This is a genomic window from Thermoplasmata archaeon (assembly GCA_038874435.1).
Classification (GTDB): domain Archaea; phylum Thermoplasmatota; class Thermoplasmata; order Lutacidiplasmatales; family SKW197; genus SKW197.
This window is the reverse complement of record JAVZCK010000005.1, coordinates 69168-90906: the sequence shown is the minus strand read 5'-3', so window position 1 is coordinate 90906 and position 21739 is coordinate 69168. Positions and strand designations below refer to the sequence as shown.

At 42.7% G+C, this 21739-nt stretch carries 22 protein-coding genes and 3 tRNA genes; 19 read left to right on the top strand and 6 right to left on the bottom strand.

Annotated elements, in window-relative coordinates; genetic code table 11:
• Positions 1 to 3: 3 nt before the first annotated feature.
• The 4 genes from QXD64_03440 to QXD64_03425 are packed head-to-tail and all read left to right on the top strand — an operon-like array spanning position 4 to position 2431.
• A complete protein-coding gene (locus QXD64_03440; GenBank protein ID MEM3396366.1) occupies positions 4 to 1227 on the top strand; it encodes a tRNA pseudouridine(54/55) synthase Pus10 in 1224 nt (407 codons plus the stop codon).
• Between the two features lie 2 nt (positions 1228 to 1229).
• A complete protein-coding gene (locus QXD64_03435; GenBank protein MEM3396365.1) occupies positions 1230 to 1526 on the top strand; it encodes a 50S ribosomal protein L21e in 297 nt (98 codons plus the stop codon).
• A gap of 9 nt (positions 1527 to 1535) precedes the next feature.
• The gene (locus tag QXD64_03430) at positions 1536 to 1853 is read left to right on the top strand and encodes an RNA polymerase (GenBank protein ID MEM3396364.1); all 318 of its coding nucleotides are present in this window, start codon (positions 1536 to 1538) and stop codon (positions 1851 to 1853) included.
• A gap of 23 nt (positions 1854 to 1876) precedes the next feature.
• On the top strand, positions 1877 to 2431 hold the full coding sequence (locus tag QXD64_03425; GenBank protein ID MEM3396363.1) for a DUF655 domain-containing protein: 555 nt from the start codon (positions 1877 to 1879) through the stop codon (positions 2429 to 2431).
• Positions 2432 to 2439: 8 nt separating this feature from the next.
• On the opposite strand, the gene QXD64_03420 is transcribed toward QXD64_03425, so the two are convergent.
• A complete protein-coding gene (locus tag QXD64_03420) occupies positions 2440 to 3966 on the bottom strand; it encodes a flippase (protein MEM3396362.1) in 1527 nt (508 codons plus the stop codon).
• Between the two features lie 85 nt (positions 3967 to 4051).
• Here QXD64_03420 and QXD64_03415 point away from each other — a divergent pair.
• The 7 genes from QXD64_03415 (at position 4052) to QXD64_03385 (ending at position 8164) form a co-directional block, all read left to right on the top strand.
• Positions 4052 to 4123, top strand: a tRNA-Ala gene (locus QXD64_03415).
• Between the two features lie 88 nt (positions 4124 to 4211).
• Positions 4212 to 4544 (top strand): hypothetical protein, encoded by a 333-nt coding sequence (locus QXD64_03410; protein MEM3396361.1) that lies wholly within the window; start codon positions 4212 to 4214, stop codon positions 4542 to 4544.
• Positions 4545 to 5762 (top strand): adenosylhomocysteinase, encoded by a 1218-nt coding sequence (locus QXD64_03405; protein MEM3396360.1) that lies wholly within the window; start codon positions 4545 to 4547, stop codon positions 5760 to 5762. It begins immediately after the preceding gene.
• Between the two features lies 1 nt (position 5763).
• Positions 5764 to 6378, top strand: coding sequence for a class I SAM-dependent methyltransferase (locus QXD64_03400; protein ID MEM3396359.1), 615 nt, complete (start codon positions 5764 to 5766; stop codon positions 6376 to 6378).
• 61 nt (positions 6379 to 6439) lie between these two features.
• Positions 6440 to 6512 (top strand) — tRNA-Cys (locus tag QXD64_03395).
• Positions 6513 to 6703: 191 nt separating this feature from the next.
• On the top strand, positions 6704 to 7660 hold the full coding sequence (locus tag QXD64_03390; GenBank protein ID MEM3396358.1) for a tetratricopeptide repeat protein: 957 nt from the start codon (positions 6704 to 6706) through the stop codon (positions 7658 to 7660).
• Entirely contained in the window at positions 7661 to 8164 is a 504-nt protein-coding gene (locus QXD64_03385; protein ID MEM3396357.1) for a hypothetical protein, read from the top strand.
• On the opposite strand, the gene QXD64_03380 is transcribed toward QXD64_03385, so the two are convergent.
• Positions 8161 to 8505, bottom strand: coding sequence for a hypothetical protein (locus QXD64_03380; GenBank protein MEM3396356.1), 345 nt, complete (start codon positions 8503 to 8505; stop codon positions 8161 to 8163). The genes QXD64_03385 and QXD64_03380 overlap by 4 nt on opposite strands.
• A 108-nt stretch (positions 8506 to 8613) precedes the next feature.
• On the bottom strand, positions 8614 to 9030 hold the full coding sequence (locus QXD64_03375) for a hypothetical protein (protein ID MEM3396355.1): 417 nt from the start codon (positions 9028 to 9030) through the stop codon (positions 8614 to 8616).
• Positions 9031 to 9135: 105 nt separating this feature from the next.
• Here QXD64_03375 and QXD64_03370 point away from each other — a divergent pair, with 105 nt between their 5' ends.
• The gene (locus QXD64_03370) at positions 9136 to 9504 is read left to right on the top strand and encodes a hypothetical protein (GenBank protein MEM3396354.1); all 369 of its coding nucleotides are present in this window, start codon (positions 9136 to 9138) and stop codon (positions 9502 to 9504) included.
• Here the strand turns inward: QXD64_03370 and purM are convergent, their stop codons facing one another.
• Positions 9505 to 10518 (bottom strand): phosphoribosylformylglycinamidine cyclo-ligase, encoded by a 1014-nt coding sequence (gene purM / locus QXD64_03365; GenBank protein MEM3396353.1) that lies wholly within the window; start codon positions 10516 to 10518, stop codon positions 9505 to 9507.
• 20 nt (positions 10519 to 10538) lie between these two features.
• A tRNA-Ile gene (locus tag QXD64_03360) sits at positions 10539 to 10613 on the bottom strand.
• Positions 10614 to 10749: 136 nt separating this feature from the next.
• Between QXD64_03360 and QXD64_03355 the strand changes: the two genes are divergently transcribed.
• The 7 genes from QXD64_03355 to QXD64_03325 all read left to right on the top strand — a co-directional run bounded on the left by QXD64_03355 (position 10750) and on the right by QXD64_03325 (position 19974).
• A complete protein-coding gene (locus QXD64_03355) occupies positions 10750 to 11145 on the top strand; it encodes a hypothetical protein (protein MEM3396352.1) in 396 nt (131 codons plus the stop codon).
• Positions 11146 to 11188: 43 nt separating this feature from the next.
• Positions 11189 to 11365, top strand: coding sequence for a hypothetical protein (locus tag QXD64_03350; GenBank protein ID MEM3396351.1), 177 nt, complete (start codon positions 11189 to 11191; stop codon positions 11363 to 11365).
• Positions 11366 to 11471: 106 nt separating this feature from the next.
• The gene (locus QXD64_03345) at positions 11472 to 16400 is read left to right on the top strand and encodes an FG-GAP-like repeat-containing protein (GenBank protein MEM3396350.1); all 4929 of its coding nucleotides are present in this window, start codon (positions 11472 to 11474) and stop codon (positions 16398 to 16400) included.
• Positions 16360 to 16929 carry an SAM-dependent methyltransferase gene (locus QXD64_03340; protein ID MEM3396349.1) on the top strand — a complete coding sequence of 190 codons (570 nt, stop codon included), beginning with the start codon at positions 16360 to 16362 and terminating at the stop codon, positions 16927 to 16929. The genes QXD64_03345 and QXD64_03340 overlap by 41 nt, the downstream gene beginning before the upstream one ends.
• Entirely contained in the window at positions 16926 to 19088 is a 2163-nt protein-coding gene (locus tag QXD64_03335; protein ID MEM3396348.1) for a heavy metal translocating P-type ATPase, read from the top strand. Before QXD64_03340 ends, QXD64_03335 begins: the two co-directional genes overlap by 4 nt.
• A gap of 52 nt (positions 19089 to 19140) precedes the next feature.
• Positions 19141 to 19257 carry a YHS domain-containing protein gene (locus tag QXD64_03330; protein ID MEM3396347.1) on the top strand — a complete coding sequence of 39 codons (117 nt, stop codon included), beginning with the start codon at positions 19141 to 19143 and terminating at the stop codon, positions 19255 to 19257.
• A 42-nt stretch (positions 19258 to 19299) separates the two neighbouring features.
• On the top strand, positions 19300 to 19974 hold the full coding sequence (locus tag QXD64_03325) for a hypothetical protein (protein ID MEM3396346.1): 675 nt from the start codon (positions 19300 to 19302) through the stop codon (positions 19972 to 19974).
• Here QXD64_03325 and QXD64_03320 read toward each other — a convergent pair.
• The gene (locus tag QXD64_03320) at positions 19971 to 21716 is read right to left on the bottom strand and encodes an aldehyde ferredoxin oxidoreductase family protein (protein ID MEM3396345.1); all 1746 of its coding nucleotides are present in this window, start codon (positions 21714 to 21716) and stop codon (positions 19971 to 19973) included. The two genes, QXD64_03325 and QXD64_03320, sit on opposite strands and share 4 nt — an antisense overlap.
• Positions 21717 to 21739 lie beyond the last annotated feature (23 nt).

Here is a 21739-nt window from a genome sequence, read left to right as displayed (position 1 = left end):
GAAATGTTTCTTGACACACCCAGTAGAAGGGTTTCTGAAAAACTCAAAGCTTGGAAATTATGTCCGCACTGTCTGGGCAGGATGTTCGGGAGAGAGGGCACTGGTTATACTAACCCCCAAAGAGCAGAGTTAATCGCAGCAGAAATGAGAAACAACTTTGTTTTACCAGAAAATTGTGAACTCTGCCATGGAATCTTTGGTAGAATTGAGCACTATGCACAAATTGCAGTGGAGTTGCTAGATACAGTAGAATGGAATACATTTCTCGTTGGTTCTAGATTTGACGAAGAAATCCTTGCGAAAGAGGAAAAAATTGTTCTTGAGACAGGAGCCACAAAAGCAGAGAGTATCAAGCTAGAGTTTAATAGAGAAGTAGGCAAAAAGATCTCTGAGTTAACAGGAAAAGACGCTGAATTTTCAGAGCCAGATTGTGTCATTATTTTAGATACAAGATTTGATACTGCAACACTGGAAGTCCGACCCTTATTTTTGTTCGGCAGATACAGGAAATTTTCAAGGGAGATTCCACAGACGCGTTGGCTCTGCAAGGTCTGTAGGGGAAAGGGTTGTAAGAGGTGCAATGGGAAAGGAAAAATGTATGAGACGAGTGTTCAGGAACTAATTGCAGCCAAGGTAATGGAAGCCACAAATGGCAAGGAGCATTTCTTCCATGGGATGGGAAGAGAGGACATTGATGTGAGAATGTTGGGTAATGGCAGGCCTTTTGTTCTTGAGATACGGGAGCCAGTGAAAAGAACGCTTTGTCTTGAAAAACTCGAAAAGGAAATAAATGAATTTGCAAAAGGGTTTGTGGAAGTAGAAGGTCTAAAACTAGTAAGCGGTAAACTGGTGGAGAAAATCAAGGAGGAAAAAGCTACAAAAAGGTATCAGGCAGTGGTTGAATTCGAGTCCAAGATTGAGCTAGACAAACTCGAGATGGCAGTCAAGGAATTAAGGGAAAAGGATATATATCAGAAAACTCCTAACCGAGTGTTACATAGGCGATCTGACCTCACAAGAAAGAGAAGAATCCATGACATAAAGCTCTGCTGGCTGCGGGAAAACACTGCTCAGCTTGAGATTGAATGCGATGCTGGAACCTACGTGAAAGAATTCGTATCTGGAGATCAGGGTCGAACAACACCTAGTGTTGCGGAACTCACAGGTGTGCCATGCAGAGTGCATACTCTTGATGTAATCTGGATAAACGATAAGCTGGAGGAATAAACATGGTAAAGGCGTCGAAAGGAATAAGGTGCAGAACAAGAGGAATCTTGAGAAAAAAACCAAGAGAGAAAGGTATGCCTCCTATCACACACTATCTTCAGAAATTTGAGATAGGAGAAAAGGCAGCAATCCATCTTGAGCCAAGCTCACCAGAAGGTATGCCCCATCCTAGATTTCATGGGCTTACTGGTACAATCGTCGGTGTTCAGGGAAGATGCTACCTGGTGCAAGTAAGAGAAGGCAAGAAGTTAAAGCAGGTAATCTGTGCACCTCAGCACCTGAAGAGGGTTTCTGAATAGGTGAAATTTATGCGCAAATATCTTACACTTGCAGAGGTAAAGGATTATTTGGATGCAGAGGCGAATACAAGGGAGTTGGGCAGGTTTTCAAGTGCGGCAAGAGAACATGCTGGTAACTTCACAAAATTGGATGCAAAGGATGCAAAAAAACTGGTCGAGGAATTGATTGAAGCAAAATTTTCAGAGGAGGTATCAGTGAAACTTGCGGATATTTTACCTGCCACACCTGAAGAGGTAAGAGCGGTTCTTCAGAAAGAGTCGGATGTTGATGAAAACAGGGTCTCTACAGCCCTAGAAATAGTGAAAAAGTATATTTCAAAGAAATAAATAAAATCACGGGGAGATGAGAAATGGAGCGATATGAGGAATACGCTTACATTCTTGACTTTTTGCCTCAGGGAAGATACGATGACAAGCGAATAAAGAAGGAACCACTTGCTCTAGCTATAGGAGACATGGAATTCAAATTGTTTGAGCTAATAATCAAACCAAATGTTACTCCATCTATAGGAGACCGAGTTTATATAGGCAAGGACATGGAGAAGAGAAAGGAAATTCACCAAATAAAAAGAAGAATCGGTTTTGAGGAACTCACGCCTACTGCTCAGGTTGAGCTTCCATATGTGATTCTCCAGATTGTCAAGGAGCAGGAAAAGAGATTTGTGGATTTTTACAATACAGCACAGCCCATCACAACAAGGTTTCACATGCTTGAACTCTTGCCAGGGCTTGGGAAGAAAACAATGTGGGCAATTGTTGAGGAAAGAAAGAAAGGTCCTTTTACATCATTCCAAGACATAACAAATCGTGTGAAAATTCATGCACCAGATAAACTAATTGCTGACAGAATCAAGCTTGAACTTGAAAACCCAAAAGAAAAGTACCATATTTTCGTGGCGAAGTAGTTCACAGATTATTTTCTTTTAATCCTGATTTCCTCTTTTATCCCTTTTCCCATTTCCTTTATGTGACTGGCTTTCTTGAAAAACTCAATTTCTTTCTTACCGAACTCTCCAAAGAGGTGGAGCAGGAGCAAGAAAAGGCCAAGGACTCCGATGAGTATGGGCACAAGCACATAAATTCTCATTTCTGTGGGTGCAGGTAAAAATGCATGCTTTATGCCATAAAAAACCAATGTTGTTATTGCACCCGCCACCAGAATTTTAACACCAGAAACCGGCAGAATATTGGCATTAAGCACCTTTCTTGAGAAGTACGCAGCCATTACGAAGTAGACAGTACCCGAGAGCAGGGTCGCGAGTGCAGCTCCAGTGGCGCCCCAGAAGGGCACAAAAACAAAATTCAGCAGGATGTTAGATACCGCGGAAACAAGAGTAATTCTTGCACCCAGCTTTGGTCTATCTGTGCCCCCAATAGTTACTGCAGCGGTGTTGCTCACAGAAAATAGAATGTAATACCATGTGAGAAAAATAAAGCAGTATTCTGCAATCAGGAACTCATCTGAGAGAATCACATGGATAATGTCAGCACTGAAAACAGTAATTCCTGCACCCACTGGCATCAGCACAAGAAGAATGTATTTTATTGCATCTCTTGTTAAACGCACAATTTCTTTTATGTTGCCGCCTTTATGTTCAGAGGAAACTGCTGGGAAGAGTACGAGGGTTACTGCACTCTGGACTACCACAAGCATGTTTGCTATTGACTGGACTGCAGTGTAAACTCCCACTTCCTTTGCGTCCCAAAAATACCCAATAGTGAGACGGTCTGCGCTAATCGCCAGCATTGAAAAAATTGCTACAGGAAAAAACGGAATTGCAAACTGCAAATACCTCTTTGCAATTTTTTTGTCATAAACCCCAATTTTTTCCTCTCTGATAAAGAAAACATAGAGAATGACTGCTGCTACAAGCACTTCAATCAAGTAACCAGCTGCAAGTGCCATGCCCTTCTGCACTACTGTATAAGGACCAATTGTCATTAGCACAGCGGCCCCGATTACAAGAATGTCCTTTGCCACAACCCCAGCTAATGCACTAATCTGGCCTCTGTAAATCTGGAGCTTTGCATCGTATGTGTATTTTGGAATTGACATTATCTGGACTATCATGAAGTAACCGATCATTATGTAAATCACTTCGGGATAGGTAGAATCGTAGAAGTTGATGTGAAACACTTCTAAAAGCGCCAGAAAACCAATAAGAATTCCAAGCGCTGAAATGGTGAGAATAATTTTGAATCGGATGTAAACTGCGATGCAATTGTTTGTATCTATCTTTTCTGAGACCCGTTTCACATGGGCAGAATTAAAGCCCATGTCTGCAATTATGTTGAAAACATTTACAAAGGCAAGGGCGAAACTTGCCACACCCAGTGGTTCAGCCCCCATGAATCTAGCCACAAAAAACAGTGTGATGAAACCCAAGGTGCCAGCAATACCTTCTTTTAATATGACGAACACGGTCTTTCTTGCAAGCATTTTCCTCAGAATGCAAAAGGAGAGAGGTATTAAAGGTTATTCCACCACAATCTTTAATATTCCATTTGATTTCTGCAATACTGCAGGGCCGGTAGATCAGTGGAAGATCGCTCGCTTGGCATGCGAGAGGTCGCGAGTTCAAATCTCGCCCGGTCCACATTTTTCTGCACGAAACTTTCTGGTGTTTGTAAAATTTCCGGGCAAAATTTTATATAGGATACAATATTGGGAGAGATGGAGATACCATGGTGGGTATGGTGCTTAAAAAAATGCAACCAGTCGCTTTCAATGTTGTATTTTCTTCGCTTAACCCCGTGTTGAGTGTTGTGTGGAAGAAAGGCGAACTATATCTTTCTACTACAAGCGTTCTGGTGTCAGAGAACGATGCAAATAAATGGTATGAGGTCCCATTAAGAGAGATTTCTGCGATTGAGATAGAGGAAGAAGAGAAGGAATTTAAGCTCAATTTTAAATTTGAAAATGGTTCGCTGGAAGTTAAGGGGAGAGATAGGGAAACAATGGTAGCTTTACGGCATTTTCTCCTGCCTTTGATAGGTACGCCTCTAGCGGTGGCATAAATGCATAAGCGAATTGAGTGGGCACTAACGCACATGAGAGTGTTGGCAGAAGTTAGAGAGCAAATGAGGAAAAGTGGGTTTCTGAAAGGGAAAAAGATTGCCATGGCATTGCATGTGGAAGCAAAAACAGCTGCTCTTGCAATAACTTTAGCTTCTGCAGGAGCTGAAATTGCAATCACATCATGCAATCCACTTACTACAGATCCACCCGTAGCTGCATCGCTTTCTGAAATGAACGGAATAAAATGTTATGCGCGAAAGTTTGAGACCACAAACGAGTATTACGAGGCCTTGCACAAAGTCCTTGACATAGAGCCAGACATTCTGATAGATGATGGTGCAGACCTAATAAAGCTTGTTCACACTGAAAGAAGAGAGTTGTTAGATAATATAAGAGGTGCTAACGAGGAGACAACCACAGGAGTGCAGCGTCTGCGAGCGATGGAAAAGGAGAAAATTCTCCAGTTCCCAGTTTTTGATGTAAACGATGCAAAAATGAAACATCTCTTTGATAACCGTTATGGCACAGGCCAGAGCACATTCGACGGAATTTTCTCAGCCACAAATCTACTGATTGCAGGCAAAACCGTAGTTGTTGCTGGATATGGGTGGTGTGGCAGAGGAATTGCGATGCGTGCAAGAGGTCTGGGTGCTGATGTAATTGTGACTGAGGTTGATCCTGTCAAGGCGATTGAGGCGAGAATGGATGGATTCAGAGTAATGTCCATGGAAAGAGCAATAGAGGAAGCAGATTTTGTTATCACAGCTACTGGCTGCAAAGATGTAGTTACTGTCAAACAGCTTCTGAAGGCTAAGAATGGTCTGGTGTTAGCTAATGCAGGGCATTTTGATGTTGAAATTCCCAGAGCAAAGATTGAGAAAATAGCGATTCAGAAAAGAGAGGTTCGAGAGCATACAGTGGAATACACACTTCCAAACCTAAAAAAAGTGTATCTCCTCGCAGAAGGGCGGCTTGTGAATTTGGTTGCAGGGCAGGGTCATCCAGTAGAGATAATGGACCTTAGTTTTGCGATTCAAGCATTATGTGCAGAGGAACTGGCAGCTGAGCATGAGAATCTGGAGGCAAAAGTTTATCCAGTACCAAACGAAATAGATGAGAAGGTAGCGTTCCTTAAATTGAAGGAGCTGGGTATAGAGATAGATCATCTGACAAAAGCTCAGAAGCATTATCTTGAGTCCTGGCGAGAGGGTACATAGGATGAAGGATTTTTGCAAATTTGATCCGAAAGCATACATCCAGAGAATGGATACTCCAGAGAAATGTGAGGAGGTCTATTCTGTGTTTGCAGATTTTATCACTGCAAATGTGTTTGTTCCGGTTAGGGTGTTAGATGTGGCATCTGGACCTGGTGTGCTTACCTGTTTACTAGCGGAACGATGGAAGAAGGCAAGAATAATAGGCGTCGATCTATCGGAAGAGATGGTGGACTATGCAAAAAAGAGAGCAGAGAAGTATGATCGTAAAAATCTAGAGTTTGTTCTGGGCGACGCGATGGCTCTTCCATTCTCAGATGAAGAGTTTGATGTGATTGTGTGCAGGGGCTTTCTAAAGGTTGTTCCTAACATAAAGAAATTTCTCAAGGAGTGCTATCGCGTTCTGCATGCTGGCGGAAAGATGTTCTTTTCAGACACATATTACGAGGGCCTTTCAATATTGCCAGAAATCTGTAAAAAAGAAGAGGAATACGGAATTCTAGAAGAAGCTGTGAGGCACAGCTTGAAGTTAGCAGAAATCCAGTCCCTGTTTTCTCCCTTTCCTTCCTCCATTTTTCTTAGAGGTATCAGTGTCTACATTGTGAGCAGAAAATCTTGAAGAACTTAGGTCTTGCACCTCACAAAAATTTATTATTTGGAGATGTATTCTCCTGCTTGATGCCGAGGTGGCAGAGCGGCTAATGCGGCAGACTGCAGATCTGCATTTTGGGGGTTCAACTCCCTCCCTCGGCAGAACCCTTTTCAGGGGCTTACGCCCCCGAAAAGCGTTCACGGAAACCTTTTCAGGCTTCGCCCGAAAAGGTTTCATCCAAAATGGGGGTAGGTTCGGAGATGCTGAAAGCATCTCCTTGAGGCAGGTTACCGTAAGGGGGTGTAGCCCCCTCGCCCGAAAAGGTTTTTTATACCTTCCTCAATATGGTGTTGTGGCATGTGTAGTCTGTGGCAGTCCAGGCGTTGCTCTCTGTCAGAGTTGCAATGGAAAGCTTCCCAGTTTCAAGTTTGTGTGTGTATATCCTGGCGACTCTGTAATTGACAGATATAGCTCTGTGTTCGGGAATGATACAGTGGAGCTAAAAACATGTGATGATTATAATCGGTTCTTTGAATTTCTCCAAATCCCATTGGTGCCTGTGAAACCAGGAACTGTGCTCACAGTGGGAGACATCAAACTGATAAATGCCAGCATCGATACCCTAAAGAATGAGCTGAATAGCGGAAAAGGAATTCGAAACACAGATTTTCTTCTTCGTCTCGCCTCGCTCTACTGCCTGCTGGAAAAAAGAGGTGAACCTGCAGTAATTTTAGGAAAAATTGTGCTGATGTCAGAGCCAGAGAACATAAATGCAAACCTGGTATGCGGATTCGGACATATATTTGAGGGAGAAGTCACAGCATCATCATCATTCTTCGATGCCGTGCTTGAGAAACAGCCCCAGAACGCTATTGCATGGTATGGTAAGGCACTGGTGATGAAGGCATCTGGTAGATGGGGTGCATCCATCCAGTTTTTGAATGAATCAATAAAGATTGAGGAAAACTTTTATCTTGCCCATCTCGAAAAGGCCAGGATTTTATTCACCCAACAAAGGTTTGAGGATGCAGATAGGGCAGTAGACACAGCCATACGAATAATGCCAGATGTCGGAGATGCCTGGGCATTAAAAGCGGAAATATTGAATGCTGAGGGGAAGTGGGGTGGGGCCTATCAGTGTTTGAATCAGGCAATTTCACTCGAGCCACTTAACATTGTGTATTTGCTTCAAAAGGCGAAACTTTTAATTGCTCATAACAGGAAAGGTGAAGCGAAAGAACTTCTGTCCGAAATCCTTGTATATGAAAACTCTGAAGAAGTTGAACGATTGTTGAAGGAGTGTGATTGAATGACTCTACCTGTATCTGTGTTGTTGAGACCACTCGCTGAACTGAAAGAGGATGAATGGACAGTTGCTGAACTCACAATAAACAACTATGGCGAAGAACCGATAAAGTTCCTAAAAATTGAGGTATTTGGGGATATCGAGATGGAGAAGCCACTCCAGGTTGATTTTCTTAGCCCTGATGAACTTCTCTCCTATCAGGTGAAAATAAGGGTTTTGAGTGGCGATGGTGTAGCTGTTATCAAAGCCTCAAAGATAGAAGAAGGAAATGTAGTAGATTTTATGGCTACCACAATGAGATTTCCATGTGTACCTTCAAAACGAACAGAAAAAAGAGGTTATAAAAAATATGCCGCCTATCAGGAAGCGACTTGCAAATATTGCCAGGAAAAAATCTATCAGGGCTTCCTTGTAGTTCACTGTGGTTGCAATGCCGTGTTCCATCATAAGTGTGTTCAGGACTTGAAGTGCTGTCCAGTTTGTGGAAGAAATTGGAAACTCTGTTAGTCGTGAACATAGATGATATCAGTAAGTGTTTTACCCATAAATGTTGCGGTAACCTTTATTTCTCCCCTGTGAACGCCTGGTTGTAATTGTGGAGTAATTAAGAACCTCGCACTTCCATTCTTGTCTGTGATTTTTTTCATATCAATACCACAACCCACCAAGTGAAGTTCTGCACCTTCGACAGGTTTTCCGTTGATGTCGTAAACTGTGATATTGAAGTCATAGGAGTTTCCACTGCTCATATTTTTAATTTCAACTGCGATTCGCTCTATTTCAGGTGCTGGACATCGATTATTCCAACCAAAAATAATGGCAATTCCAACTGTTGCAATGATTCCCATTATAATTCCGTACAATAATAAATGGCGTTCGCCATTCGATTGATCCTTTTTTTTACCCCTTACCAATTTTTCACCGACGACCTTTACAATTACAGCTTAATATTTTTATCAGTCGTGAACTGTGATAATTCCTGTGACAATTTTGGTTGTTGTACCAGTGTATTGCGCGGTGACTTTAATCTCACCAGTATGCACATTTGTGGGCAGTGTAGGTGTTACAGAGAACTGTGCCTGGCCATTTTTATCCGTGAGCTTCTTTACATCTACCCCGCAGCCCTCGAGGTGAATTTCAACGCCCTCAACAGTTTTGCCATTTACATCGTAAGCCGTGATGTTGAAATCGTATGTGTTACCAATGGTCATATCTGTAACCTCAATTGAGATATGGTCCAGCTCTGGCTTTTTCACCATGTACATCCAGCCCACTAGAATTGCTATGCCAACTGCAGCAATAATCACCACCACAATCAGAAGCAGTGGTAATCCCTGAACTACACCTTTAATTTCTCTATTTCCCTTCAACATGGTCTTCACACTAACATATTGGCATCATCCAATATAAACATTTGGGATATATTTGCATCATCATGCAAATAAAATTAATATAGCACTGAGGGTTAGATTTTAACCATGGCATGGTACTATTACACCAACATGGTGGAAGTTCCGTGCGACAGGAAGCACATAGACCCCAAAAGGATATGGCTTCTGGCTGAAATCCGTGTGAAGCTACTGAAGGAGGGGATTGAGAAAGCAGGAGGGATGAATCCACTTGCGAGGATTTTGGGATACCGCTCAAAAATCCATCCTGGCTGGAATGTACAGCTTTTACTCCTCGGCGAAAGACCTTTCACATTGGAGCGACTGCAAATCCTTTGTGAGTTTGTTGGCTACCCCATCGAAGAAGTCCTAAAGTACACGGTGAAGAAGGAACAGGTGACTGCAATCGCAAATGCCCAGGTACTGAAAGAATATGGCTTTGGCTACCTGCTGAGATAATTAGTACGCCTCAAACTTTATTTTATGTTGGGGCAGAGAAGCACCCTTACCCTTTCTTACTTCCCCAACAATTTTTCCATCTGTCTCTTTCACGATGTCCAGTGCATCCCTTTTTGGCACAATTATGCAGAAACCCATGCCCATGTTGAATGTCTGGTACATCTCTCTCAAATCCACCCTTCCGAGTTTTTGAATGTAGTGAAATATCGCAGGTACAGGTAGGGGGTCAGTAATTCTAAACTCTCTTTCTGGATGTAGGCGAATAAGATTTCTGAGTCCTCCACCAGTTATGTGAGCCATTCCATGAATGCTATATTTATCAAGCAATGGAATCACATCCTTCACATAGATTCGCGTCGGCTCAAGCAAAATCTCTCCAATGTTTTTTTCAAAATTATCGGGTTTTGCGGTGTACTCTATGCCGTTCTTCTCCAGAATCTTTCGTACAAGAGTATATCCATTTGAATGCAAGCCTGAGCTTGGAAATCCTACGATGAGATCTCCATCTCTGATCGCTTTGCCAGTAATTAGTTTTTTCTTCTCAACAATCCCCAGAGCAGTACCAGAGAGGTCTAAGTCACACACAACATCTTTCATTACAGCGGTTTCACCACCTACGATGCTAACATTTGCCATCTTCGCACCTTCATTTAATCCCTTTGCAATCTGTGTGAGAAGTTGTTTATCAATGTAGGGCGTTGCGATGTAGTCTACAAAGGCGACAGGCTCTGCACCTATGCAAAGCACATCGTCCACATTCATTGCGATACAATCAATTCCCACGGTATCCCATTTGTTGAGGGCCTTCGCAATAAGCAGTTTTGTCCCCACGCCATCTGTGGAAAGTACAAGCACATATTTTTCGAACTCAATACCACCAGCGAAATGACCTTTCAGGTTTAGGGCACGAAACCTACCTTTCCTCTTGAAGTTCAAGAGATTAACTAGATTTTCAACCGCATTTCCTTTTTTGTCTATGTCCACACCAGCGTCTGCATAAGTAAAACCACACATACTCACACCTGAGAAATCCATGGGCCCGATGCGATTTGAACGCATGACCTCCCGGTTATCAGCCGGGCGCTCCAACCAGGCTAAGCTACGGGCCCTTGTAAAAGCAGGAAACTTTTGTGATATATAAGGATAATGCCCACTCGAGGTTTTCTGTTTTCATTTCTTCTGTCCATTGTGCTGGCTAAAGGGTAATAGAAAGTATTAAATACTATTTTAAACTTATGTTAAACAATGGCAGAGCAAGAAGAAGCAGCGGTAAATACTGGATTCGTCGGAATACGGTTACAGGAGGAATTCATGCAGATGCTACTGGCAATCCGAGAGGCCTACGGACTTTCAATCTCAGACGCAATCCGTTTTTGCATCGAATTTACTTTCCAGAATCACGGCAGGGCTTTCCGGCTCTCAGAAAAAGATGTAGAGAACCTTCAGAAACTTGTTGCCAGTGGAAGGTTCGAAGACATAGATACGGCACACATAGAACTGTTTCATATTGGCTGGGATACCTACACAGAGAAGATGCTGCACAAAGAGCCAGCAGTGGAAACGCTGCTTGAAGAGGAAATAAAGAAAAGGTTGGCAATTGAAAAAAATGAAGAATTAGCCAGAAGGTTGAAAAGAAGGTGATCTTAATGCCAGAAGGGATGAATTTTTATCCGGAGGTAAGGGGATGGAATTGCAGATTGAGAACAATGGGCATCTGAAGTGCGTTCACTGTAACCATGACCTCAAGAGAAACAAGAAACTGAATCTTACATTCTGTCCACGGTGTGGATTGACAAGGTTTCATATAGAATTACCACAGCACATCATAATCTCTACTGAGGAAAGGCATACCAAGCAATAGCCATTATCTGTCCTAAAAACATGTTGGAGACAACACACCACCCCAAATTTTAAGTAAATCGTGCTAATACTCTCTTTCATATGGAGCTATATCAAAGGTGAGAGCAGTGGCAGACGAAGACATGGAAAAGAAAATTCTCGAACTTTCGAAGATACCTGGTGTTGGCGTTAGATTTTCAAAAAGGTTGTATGATGCGGGTTATAAAACTCCAGAGGATTTGAAGTATGCGACTGAAGAGGACCTTTTGAAAATTCCAGGTATGACACAGGAGCGGGCAAGAACAATTCTCTCTGGTGTTAAAGAGATTGAGAGGGAAGAAATAGAGGACGAGGAGATTGAACGCACGATTCAGGAGATGAAGAAGGAGATAGCAGAGATAGAAGAGAGTGTGGAAAGAGGCGAGGACATAAAATTCAAGGTTGTGAAAGCGAAGGCGGAGCTTGCACCAGTAATTCTTTCAGATACAGAGAAAGAGGAGGAGAGTGAAACGGAGGAGCAAGTGGGGGAAGTTCCACAGGATGTTGAACAGGTAGTGCAACCTGAGCCAGAAAAACCTAAGACAATTGCAGAAAAGTCTGAGACTCCACAACAAGTTTCTCCTCGAAAAAAGATGCCTGTGATTAGAGGTGAGGAAAAAAAGCCAAGAGCAAGTAAACGAATTAAGATAGCTGTTGCAGTGTTCGTCACATTGTTGCTAATATTCTCCACCCTTTTTATGTTTTACACGGTATTTTCAGGTAAAAAAGAGCCAATTGAAATTGATGGAAATTTTTCTGACTGGGAGGGTAAATTATTTTATAAAATGACGAAACAAGTCCCAGTTAAAGATGTTGAGATAAATCGTGTAAGTGTGGTTGCATCGGAAAATAACTTGTATTTTTATGCGGAAGTGAGCGGCTTCTTCTTTATGGGAAAGGCAGATGGCGTTGATGCGCTTCTGGTTTTTGTTGATGTGGACTCAGATAGCAACACAGGATATCTTGTGGGTGGAGGCGGTGCAGATTACAAAATAGAATTAGTTGGTTGGGATACAGAAGTTGTGAGAGCGAGTTTTACCAAGTACACTTCTACACTGAACCAAAATGACTGGAATGCTTGGGAACCATGTGGTAATGTGCTGTTTCGTGTTGATAAGGAGAGAATGGAAGCAAAAGTGAAATTGCAAGCTCAGAATCCTAGATGCCTGTTTTATGCTAAACATGTAGATAGTATGAATGAGTGTGTATGTGCAACAGAATCATATGTATTTCCGCAAACGCCTTCTCTTCATGTAAATGTGAAACTCTCGGGCGACAGAGTGCTGGAAAAAGGAACATTTAATCCGTTAATCGAAATGCAATTTACAGCTAAGGGTGGCTATGTAGCATTGAGAAATATCACTTTGCCCGGAAACCTCGGTCAGATTAAATTGAAATTTGCAAATTCCGGAAGTGATGCATATCTCCCATGGATTCTTGCTGAAAATCAGCCCCAGAGCATTCAGGTATTTCTTCAGCCCTCAGATGATTTGACATCTGGGAGCCAGATAAACATTAATTCTGTTTTGGTTGAATCGGATGCAAGAGTTCATATGAACGCATTTCATGGAAATTTTTATATTGCCCAGGCACCGCAATACATTCAGATAGATGGTGCATTTCAGGATTGGGAGAATATCTCGCCAATCATAGATACTGATTCAGAGGAATTGCCAGATCAAATTAATATTCTAGAGTGCAAGGTTCTTGCATCAAGGAGTGCATTTTTTATGGAGGTCAAGTCGGGTCTCATGCAGGGTACAGAAGTGCCACTCGGAAAACTTGTAAGGGGAAGCTCTGGAGGAAGTGGCACGCCACAACCACATAGTATCTATGGAAAGGACTGGCTGAGAGTTTATGTAGATACATCACCAACTCTTAATGCGCACAATAACAGTGCTGGAATTGTCAATGGTTATCTCATAGAAATCGGCGGAATCTCTGGAAGAATTACGGACACAAAGATTTATGCAATAACTAACGGTGCAAAATCGGAATCTAGCCATGAAATAACTGTTGCAAAGAATGAAACCGCAATTGAATTTATTGTTGGCTTTGTTCTTCCTGGAAGCTCTTATGTTTATTATTTCGAGGCAGAATCATGGGAGGGCCAGAAGGATGTCGTGGAGCCATTTCAACCGCTCACTCGCTATTATCATGAAGAAACCCAAGTAAGTTTTGGAACGAGTTTCTGGCTTCTTGGAACAGGGGACGACATACTATACGACCTTTGTACTGGGGACATGAATAACGATGGGCTAGAGGATATAGTTACTGTAGGGAAGACGTCTACAGGGAACGAGGTAATTCTTTGGAAAAATGTAGGAGGGAATTTTCAGAAGGAAACCCTATACAACACTAATGTGAATGTGTATACCTGTGCACTCGGAGATTTTGATTGGAATGGCTGGTTGGACATTGTGATAGGCACTGCTGCAAACCCTGGAAATTCTTTAGGTAAAAGAGAGATAAGTATTTTTACAAATCAGAATTTCATATTTACCCAGGTAGAAATAGATGCCTTTAACCTGGAGGTGGATGTGAATTCACTGTCTGTGATTGATTTCAACCGCGATGGGTATCTAGATATTCTCTGCGGAGCCAGCGTTAATACTGGTTATGAATTGATTTCTTATCGAAATGACCATACTACTGGCTTTAATTTTTTTAAAGAAGATGTTGTAAATTTGGATAAAAATGTATTGTGTGTTGAGACAGAACATCTAGACATAGATGTGCTGGGAGATTTGGTGTATTCAACTGAGAGCAACAATGGGCAGGAAGTTGGCATCATGTCGTTTACAAGCGTGTGGAAACCCATGGGCACATTTGGGGATGGAAATGATGTGCGAGGAGTTAAAATCGCAGATTTTAATAATGATGCGCTTAACGATGTAGTATTTGCGACCGACAAACTCCAGGTCCTAGTTGCAGTCGCACCAAATTTTGTGTATGACTTGACCACCTACTCCATCGGTACAAATGTGTACTCTCTTACCACTTGCGATTTTGACAATGATGGCTTTTCTGATATAATTGCAGGTTGTGACAATGGAAGTGTGTATGCTTTCGAAAATAAAAGAAATGGAAGTTTTGAGATGAGATATCTCGGAAACGCTGGTGCTACTAAAATCTGGGACATTGGAGTATTTGATTATGACCGTGATGGAGATATGGACATTGTGCTTGTCTCTGACAACAAAAATCTCTACATACTGAATAACACGCTTTTGCACCGAAACTTTGACCTTTATCTGGATTCAGAAACCCAGCTTTCCGATTCTCGCCCAATCGTAGCAATGGCTGTTTCCGATCTTGATAATGACGGAGACATGGACATTGTAACTGCACATTCGGATGAGTTCTCTGCATCTATTTATGCATGGAAGAATCCCGGCGATGCACACACATCTCCATTTGGTGCATCCTGGGAGAGATGCACAGTTACTTCAGATTTTGTACGAATTTACGCGCTTGAATGTGGTGATGTGGACAATGATGGCTATGCTGAAGTTGTCTTTTCAGGACACAACGGAAGCAAAAATCTGTTATGCGTTGCCACTGCGCAAAAAAATCCATGGGGCAATTCATGGGTATGGGACTGGGAGGAATGGTATGACCCTGGAATGGATGTTATACCTGTTGGTAAAATTACACAAATTTCGCTTGCGGATATGAACAGGGATGGGATAATTGATGTTGTGTGTGGGGATACAGATGGCTGGCTGGTAGTTTACAAGCGAGGAAGCGATAGCATAACAGACCACAATGGCGACTGGCTTGATAATACAGCTAGATTTCAGAACAATACAGTTCTAGCATTAGCCACAGCAGACATGGATAACGATGGTTGGACGGACATTGTTTGTGGCTATGATTCAAATGTGGGTATCAAGTCGGGAATTATCTGGAAAAACTTAAAAAACCCATTCAATGTCTCCGGCTGGCAACAATATTTTTTTGATGGAGTTGATAAGAATATAACCTCACTTGCACTTGCAGATTTAAATCGAGACGGCTATCTAGATGTCGCCTGTGTTGTGAACGGAACGCAAAGTGCAAAAGTTTGGAGAAATCCGCAGAATCTATCTATGCTGTGGAACTGGAATAATTTAATTGGTTTTACAAACATCGCAACTATTTGTGCAAGTGATGTAAATAACAACGGTTGGGATGATGTAGTTCTCGGGATGCTCAATGGAGTTGTGGCTTATGTAGAAGGCAGTACTGGCAATTTCACCTACTGCGATACTGGCCATGCACCTCTTTCACTTCTCAAACTTGTAAATTTGGACAGAAAAAGCAACTACGATGGAAATGACGATGATGTGATTATTGGCAGTTTGACTTCATGCTATTTCTACAAAAACAGAGGAGCTAATTCAAAAATTGAGGGTATCAAATTACTCTCTTCATCCCTCATTCCAGGGGAAACAAGGGCACTTATGATGTTAAACATCACTCACAATGGCATATCCGGTGATAACTCAATTTACCTTGCTAGCATCGTTGTGCGTTTTTTAAGTACAACCGGTATAATAATGTATCCTCAGAACCTGAGTGCTCTTTTTGAGAATGTATCAGTGTGGTTAGATGCAGATGGAAATCAGGGGTTTAACAACATTACAGATAAATGGTTAGCTGGAATTTATAATTATTCAGATATGTATGCGGGATTTCTTAGAATAACTCTACCGAAAACAGTTGATTCATTAATTTCACCTACTCAAACTAAGAGTTTCTTTATTGTTGTGAAAATGAAGACAAGCATTCCCTCAAACTACAGCAACTACCAGTTTAATATCTCAGTATGGGCAGAGGACGGGGATTTGCAGCACACATGGAATATAATTTACGATGGCGTTACCTATGGAGTTGCAACAATTAGAGAAGCGGGTGTCTATTATTCGAATAATTATTCAGTATACATTGTCCCTGAGGGAATAGGTTTTCTCATCCTTTTTCTGGTGGGATTAAATGCAGTGTGTTATAGAAAATTGCGAGGAAGAGCTTTCTGAGTGGCTTTTTTTAGAGTACAGGCATGCTGTTAGCATTTGGGGTAAGGTCAAATTTACAAATGTAAAGGATGATAGAATGTATACTACCCTTTCAATGATATCATCAGAAGTTTTTAGGGAGCATGTTTACGAGTTAAAGCTAGAGAACCCAATAGTGCTAGACCCTCTTGCAGACAAACCTCTTGAGCCAGAGGACATGCAGAGAGCAAATTATATAGTGATTGGCGGAATTCTCGGTGATAGAGAGTTTACTGGCAAGACCAAGCGTTTGATCACAGAAAAAACAAGAGGGATTGCTAGAAATCTCGGAAAAACCCAGCTTTCAATAGACATTGCTGCCTATGTTGCCCATCAAGTGTTGCAGGGAAAAAGATTATCTGAGATTCCGCTCACGACGGAGGTGGAAATAGAGCATCCTGATGGTCACATCACAATCCTTCCCTATGGGTATCCGATTGTGGATGGAAAGGTGTTGATCACACCTGGATTGATAAGATACCTTCAGAGGAACTTGGGTGAGCAAGAATGAATCCTACAAAAGCAGAGCTGAAAGTGGGAGGGATGCACTGTGCGATGTGTGCCAATACTGTTGCTGCATCACTCAGAAATTTGGATGGTGTTTTGAAGGCAGAGGTGAACCTGGCTACGGAGAAGGTGGTGGTAGAGTATGTTCCAGAAAAAGTCAACATAGAGAGAATGGCAAGAACAATTGAGGAAACTGGCTACAGGTATCTTGGAACTGAGGAAAGAATTGGAGAACCAGTTGATAAATCTCAGGTGTATCGCGTTGTTGTTGGCTTTGTCTCTGGCATACTGTTCATGTTCCTGATGTTTACCCATGTGTATGTGTTTTTTGAAGCTAGATTAGTAAGTTTTTTGGTTGCAACTCCTCTCTTTTTCTATGTGGCATCGCCCATTCTCACAGGTGCCTATCGATCTCTCAAAAATTTTACATTGAGCATGGATGTAATGTATGCACTTGGTACCACAATTTCCTACCTTGCTGGTGTGCTCGCTACCTTTGGAGTTCTCGGTAATGATTTTATGCTTTTTGATGCCGCTTTGCTGCTGGCATCCTTTCTGATGCTGGGGAGAACACTTGAGCAAAGAGCAAAAGCAGGGACTACTGCAAGCATAAAGCGATTGCTTGCTCTTCAACCGAAGAAGGCGAGAGTGCTGCGTGGAGAAACTGAGGAGGAGGTAAGTGTCGAAGCCCTGAAGATAGGAGAGATTGTAATTGTGAGGGCAGGTGAGAGGATACCAGTGGATGGTACAGTTCTTGATGGCTGGAGTTATGTGGACGAATCAATGCTTACTGGAGAACCGCTTCCGAAATTGAAGAAGCCAGGAGAGAAAGTCGTAGGGGGTACAATTGCGAGGAAGGGCACAGTCAAAGTGAGAGTTGAGAAAACTGGTTCAGAAACGGTGCTTGGCGGGATAATTCGGCTGGTGAGTGAGGCAATGAACTCACGACCCAGAATTCAGGGAATTGCGGACAAGGTTGTGAGGTATTTCATACCATTTGTGCTCTGCATAGCCCTCAGTTCCTCCCTTTTTTGGTACTTTGTAATGCATGAGAGTTTCCTCTTTGCTCTCTCAGTTTTCATTGCAGTGGTTGCAGTTGCCTGTCCATGCGCTTTGGGGCTTGCAACGCCTGCTGCAGTTACTGTTGGTGTGGGAAGGGGTGCAGAACTAGGAATTTTCATAAAAAACGCTGAAGTGTTAGAGGTTGCAGAAAATGTTACGACAGTAGTTTTCGACAAGACAGGGACATTGACTTCTGGAAAAACAAGAGTGCTGGAATTCCACTGCTCCCCTGAATTTGAGAGAAAACAGGCAATAGGGTTTGCTGCTGCAGTAGAAAGCAAAAGTGTGCATCCTCTGGCAGAAGCCATTGTTGAGTTTGGAAAGGGAGGAAAGGATCTCGAGGTGGAGAATTTTGAGGAGGTGGAAGGAAAAGGAGTGCGGGGGATTGTGAATGGCTGGGAAGTTGTTGTAGGCAGTGAACAGATGCTTGGGAGTTTCGGAATTGAAATTGAGAAGGAGTTTAAGCAAAAGATTGAGCGAGCTAGAGAGATCGGGCGAAATACCGTGCTTCTCGCAATTGACAGAAAATTTGTGGGTATTTTCATAATTGGAGATGAGATACGAATGGATGCAAGAGAGACAGTTGAGAGAATAAAGAAGGAGGGAATTAAGACAGTGATGGTGACTGGAGACAGTGAGAGAAGTGCTAGTTATACAGCTAAGAGGCTGGGAATAGAGAAGGTTTTTGCAAGTGTGATGCCCGATAAAAAAGCAGCGATTGTTCAAGCACTTGCTGGTGAAGGGGAGGTTGTATGCTTTGTGGGTGATGGTGTAAATGATGCTCCCGCTCTTGCATCAGCCCATGTGGGAATTGCGATGGGCCAGGCGAGTGATGTTGCAATTGAGAGCGGAGACATTGTCCTCGTGAGCGACAGAATTGCAGATGTGCACAAAGCCCTGAGGTTGAGCAGGGAAGTGATGTCAAGGATAAGACAGAACATTTTCTGGGCGTTTGCATACAACTTCTTTCTCATTCCTGTGGCTGCAGGTGTATTACATCCACTTGGAATTACAATGAAACCTGAGTTTGCAGCCCTTGCAATGGCGTTCAGTTCAGTGAGTGTTTTGCTCCTTTCGCTATCTTTAAAAAGGTTCAGGTGATGTTGGAAGATTGGTGATACCATAACTGCAATAGACCCTGTCTGCAAAATGAATGTGGAGGAAAAAAAAAGCAAAGTACACATCAATTTACAAAGGGAAGACCTACTATTTTTGTGCATTAGGATGTAAGAAGGCATTTGACAGAGAGCCACAAAGATACATCGAATAAAAACAAAAAACTCTTTATCTACCAATGCTATTTATGAATACAATGGAAATTGGACTCGGTGTGGTCCCTGCATCTTCTGTGTTGGTCTCGTTACTAGCAATAAGTGTGTTCGTATTTTTTCTACTTCTGCTCATTTTCATGCTCCTTCTCGTTGCTGAAATTTTTGATGGAGGTATTGAGAGTCAGGAAGAGGTGAAACCAATGCAGGGTTATACTACCTACCAGTATTATGTTTGGATGCCAGAACCAATAGAGCCGAAAATTTTGAAGGTGTTTGCAAGGGATGGACAGAACATCTGGAACCTGTTCTTCGCAGGCAGAAATGCAAGGGGAGAGATGTGTTTGCATTACATCGGCCCAAAACCTCTGAGCAGAATTAATGCAGAAAAAGAAGAGTTGCTAGAAGCGTTGAAGGAAGACAGGAACTTTGTAAAGCTTCAGCATTACTCAAGGCGGGCAAAACTACCTTGTATTGTGATTCCGAAGAGACGGATAACGAACCAGATGGGTATTTCAATTCAGCCAGGCATATTCAAGGATGCAGAATTTATTGATATTGGAAAATACAATGGCGAGATTCATTTTATTCCATTTTTGCTGGATCCAGATAGAGCATACATAATTGACGAACTTAAGCGCGAGCTTCCCAAGAAAAATGATGTAATAATTTTCACAGATGTGAAACCTTGGGTTGTAATTGTGGTGTATGAGGGCTAACTAATCCCCAATTCCCTCAGCTTCTCCCTCTTTGGAACCCCATTTTCATCCCAGCCCCTAACCGCATAGTATTTCTGAAGCATGGCTTTTAGAGGCACGACTTTTCCTGCAGAATTGCCCGAGCTCAGCGGCGCCTGAAGCAATCTCTCTGGCAGTGTATCTATCGCTCTCCCAGCCCTCACATTCCAGAGCCGTTCAAGATTCCATATTCTCTCTCCAATCTCCTGGAGGTCCTCTGCTCTGAACTCAACACCAGTAACTGCAGAAAGCAAACGGGCGTAATAGCCTTCAGAAACAGCAAAATTCGTGAAGAGACAGAGCACAAGCGAATCTATAACTGCTGCAGTGTTCTGCACCCTTGCCACGATGTCTGGCTTGTCACTCTCCGTGAAACGGTTGAAAAATCTGGGTATGCCCAGAATTTCTGGTGCAATCATGTAACCCTTCAGATGGCATCCGCCCCTGTTGGCTGTTGCATATGCCAGGCCAAGCCCGAACGCACCTCTGGGGTCATAAGCGGGCAACTCAAGCCCTTTCACAGTGAAACTTTCTAACCCATGGATTTTGCAGAAATGTTCGGAACCTTCAGCTAGCTCATTCCCAATTCCCTGCCTAAATGCAATTTTCTCAATCAGTTTTAGCAAACTCTCTCCATCTCCAAATTTCGCATTCAATTCCTCGTTTTTCCCACATAGCTCCATTGCTGCAGCGACTGTGGCTCCTGTGGAAATCGTGTCTAGGCCATAGAGATTACAGAGCCGATTGGCTGCAATAATTGTCTTCAGGTCGAAAATTCCGCAGTTAATTCCAAGGGCCCAAATTGTTTCGTATTCAGGTCCCTTCACAAAGATTCCATCCATGCCAGAAATTCTTCCGCAGTTTATTGGACAGGCCCTGCATCCTTCCTGCCTTACAAAATGCTCCCGCAAGGCCTCACCAGAAACTTTCTCAGCCCTTGGGTCGAACCCATTTTTCCAGCGTAGAACAGGAAGCATGCCATACTCATTTATCAGATTTACAAGTCCAGGGGTGCCAAGGTGCGGCAGTGCCTTAGAGGTTATCGGGCTTGCGTTTAGCCATTTCATCATCTCATTCACAAAAAACCTGAGCTTTTCTTTGTCCTTCACGCCCACATTTCCATTGCCTCTGCACACTATTGCCTTCAATTTTTTAGCACCCATAACAGCACCGAGGCCACCCCTGCCAATCGCATGGTAATTTGAAGTCTGGATGTTAGCAATTTTCACAAGATTTTCGCCAGCCGGCCCAATGCACAGAACCTTTCCATCCTTCTCGAGCGCATCAAACACCTGTTGTGTGGTCTTGCCCCAGAGCCCCTCAGCATCCTCAATCGTTGTTTTTGCATTATCAACATAGAGAACGACTGGTTTCTCAGCCCTGCCTTCTATAATCAACGCATCAACTCCAGAACGCTTAAGTTGAATGCCAAAAACGCCACCGCAATTTGAATCAAAAATGGTTCTGGTAAGCGGTGAAATTGAAGTGCAGGTAAACCTTGAGCTTGTGGGCACACCTGTCCCTGTCAGTGGTCCGGTGCAAAAAATTAATTTGTTTTCTTTAGAAAGTGGTTCAGCTCCAGGTTTTAGTTCTTTGTGAGCGATGGCAGTACCGAGCCCTCTTCCCCCAACAAAACTGTGCAAAATGTTTTCTGGAATTTGTTCCAGCAATGATGTTTGGTCTGTCAGATTTACACGGAGAAGCGTCCCGTGCCATCCAAACATAAATTACTCCAGAGAATTAAATC

What these genes read in the sequence shown, in the direction of transcription:
- QXD64_03430 (MEM3396364.1), top strand. Translation starts at nt 1,536, where the DNA reads ATGCGCAAATATCTTACACTTGCAGAGGTAAAGGATTATTTGGATGCA.
- purM (MEM3396353.1), bottom strand. Translation starts at nt 10,518, where the DNA reads ATGTGTGGTTTTACTTATGCAGACGCTGGTGTGGACATAGACAAAAAA.
- QXD64_03320 (MEM3396345.1), bottom strand. Translation starts at nt 21,716, where the DNA reads ATGTTTGGATGGCACGGGACGCTTCTCCGTGTAAATCTGACAGACCAA.
- QXD64_03385 (MEM3396357.1), top strand. Translation starts at nt 7,661, where the DNA reads ATGACTCTACCTGTATCTGTGTTGTTGAGACCACTCGCTGAACTGAAA.
- QXD64_03335 (MEM3396348.1), top strand. Translation starts at nt 16,926, where the DNA reads ATGAATCCTACAAAAGCAGAGCTGAAAGTGGGAGGGATGCACTGTGCG.
- QXD64_03420 (MEM3396362.1), bottom strand. Translation starts at nt 3,966, where the DNA reads ATGCTTGCAAGAAAGACCGTGTTCGTCATATTAAAAGAAGGTATTGCT.
- QXD64_03435 (MEM3396365.1), top strand. Translation starts at nt 1,230, where the DNA reads ATGGTAAAGGCGTCGAAAGGAATAAGGTGCAGAACAAGAGGAATCTTG.
- QXD64_03400 (MEM3396359.1), top strand. Translation starts at nt 5,764, where the DNA reads ATGAAGGATTTTTGCAAATTTGATCCGAAAGCATACATCCAGAGAATG.
- QXD64_03440 (MEM3396366.1), top strand. Translation starts at nt 4, where the DNA reads ATGTTTCTTGACACACCCAGTAGAAGGGTTTCTGAAAAACTCAAAGCT.
- QXD64_03425 (MEM3396363.1), top strand. Translation starts at nt 1,877, where the DNA reads ATGGAGCGATATGAGGAATACGCTTACATTCTTGACTTTTTGCCTCAG.
- QXD64_03380 (MEM3396356.1), bottom strand. Translation starts at nt 8,505, where the DNA reads ATGGGAATCATTGCAACAGTTGGAATTGCCATTATTTTTGGTTGGAAT.
- QXD64_03350 (MEM3396351.1), top strand. Translation starts at nt 11,189, where the DNA reads ATGGAATTGCAGATTGAGAACAATGGGCATCTGAAGTGCGTTCACTGT.
- QXD64_03355 (MEM3396352.1), top strand. Translation starts at nt 10,750, where the DNA reads ATGGCAGAGCAAGAAGAAGCAGCGGTAAATACTGGATTCGTCGGAATA.
- QXD64_03370 (MEM3396354.1), top strand. Translation starts at nt 9,136, where the DNA reads ATGGCATGGTACTATTACACCAACATGGTGGAAGTTCCGTGCGACAGG.
- QXD64_03330 (MEM3396347.1), top strand. Translation starts at nt 19,141, where the DNA reads ATGTGGAGGAAAAAAAAAGCAAAGTACACATCAATTTACAAAGGGAAG.
- QXD64_03340 (MEM3396349.1), top strand. Translation starts at nt 16,360, where the DNA reads ATGCAGTGTGTTATAGAAAATTGCGAGGAAGAGCTTTCTGAGTGGCTT.
- QXD64_03375 (MEM3396355.1), bottom strand. Translation starts at nt 9,030, where the DNA reads ATGTTGAAGGGAAATAGAGAAATTAAAGGTGTAGTTCAGGGATTACCA.
- QXD64_03325 (MEM3396346.1), top strand. Translation starts at nt 19,300, where the DNA reads ATGGAAATTGGACTCGGTGTGGTCCCTGCATCTTCTGTGTTGGTCTCG.
- QXD64_03405 (MEM3396360.1), top strand. Translation starts at nt 4,545, where the DNA reads ATGCATAAGCGAATTGAGTGGGCACTAACGCACATGAGAGTGTTGGCA.
- QXD64_03410 (MEM3396361.1), top strand. Translation starts at nt 4,212, where the DNA reads ATGGTGGGTATGGTGCTTAAAAAAATGCAACCAGTCGCTTTCAATGTT.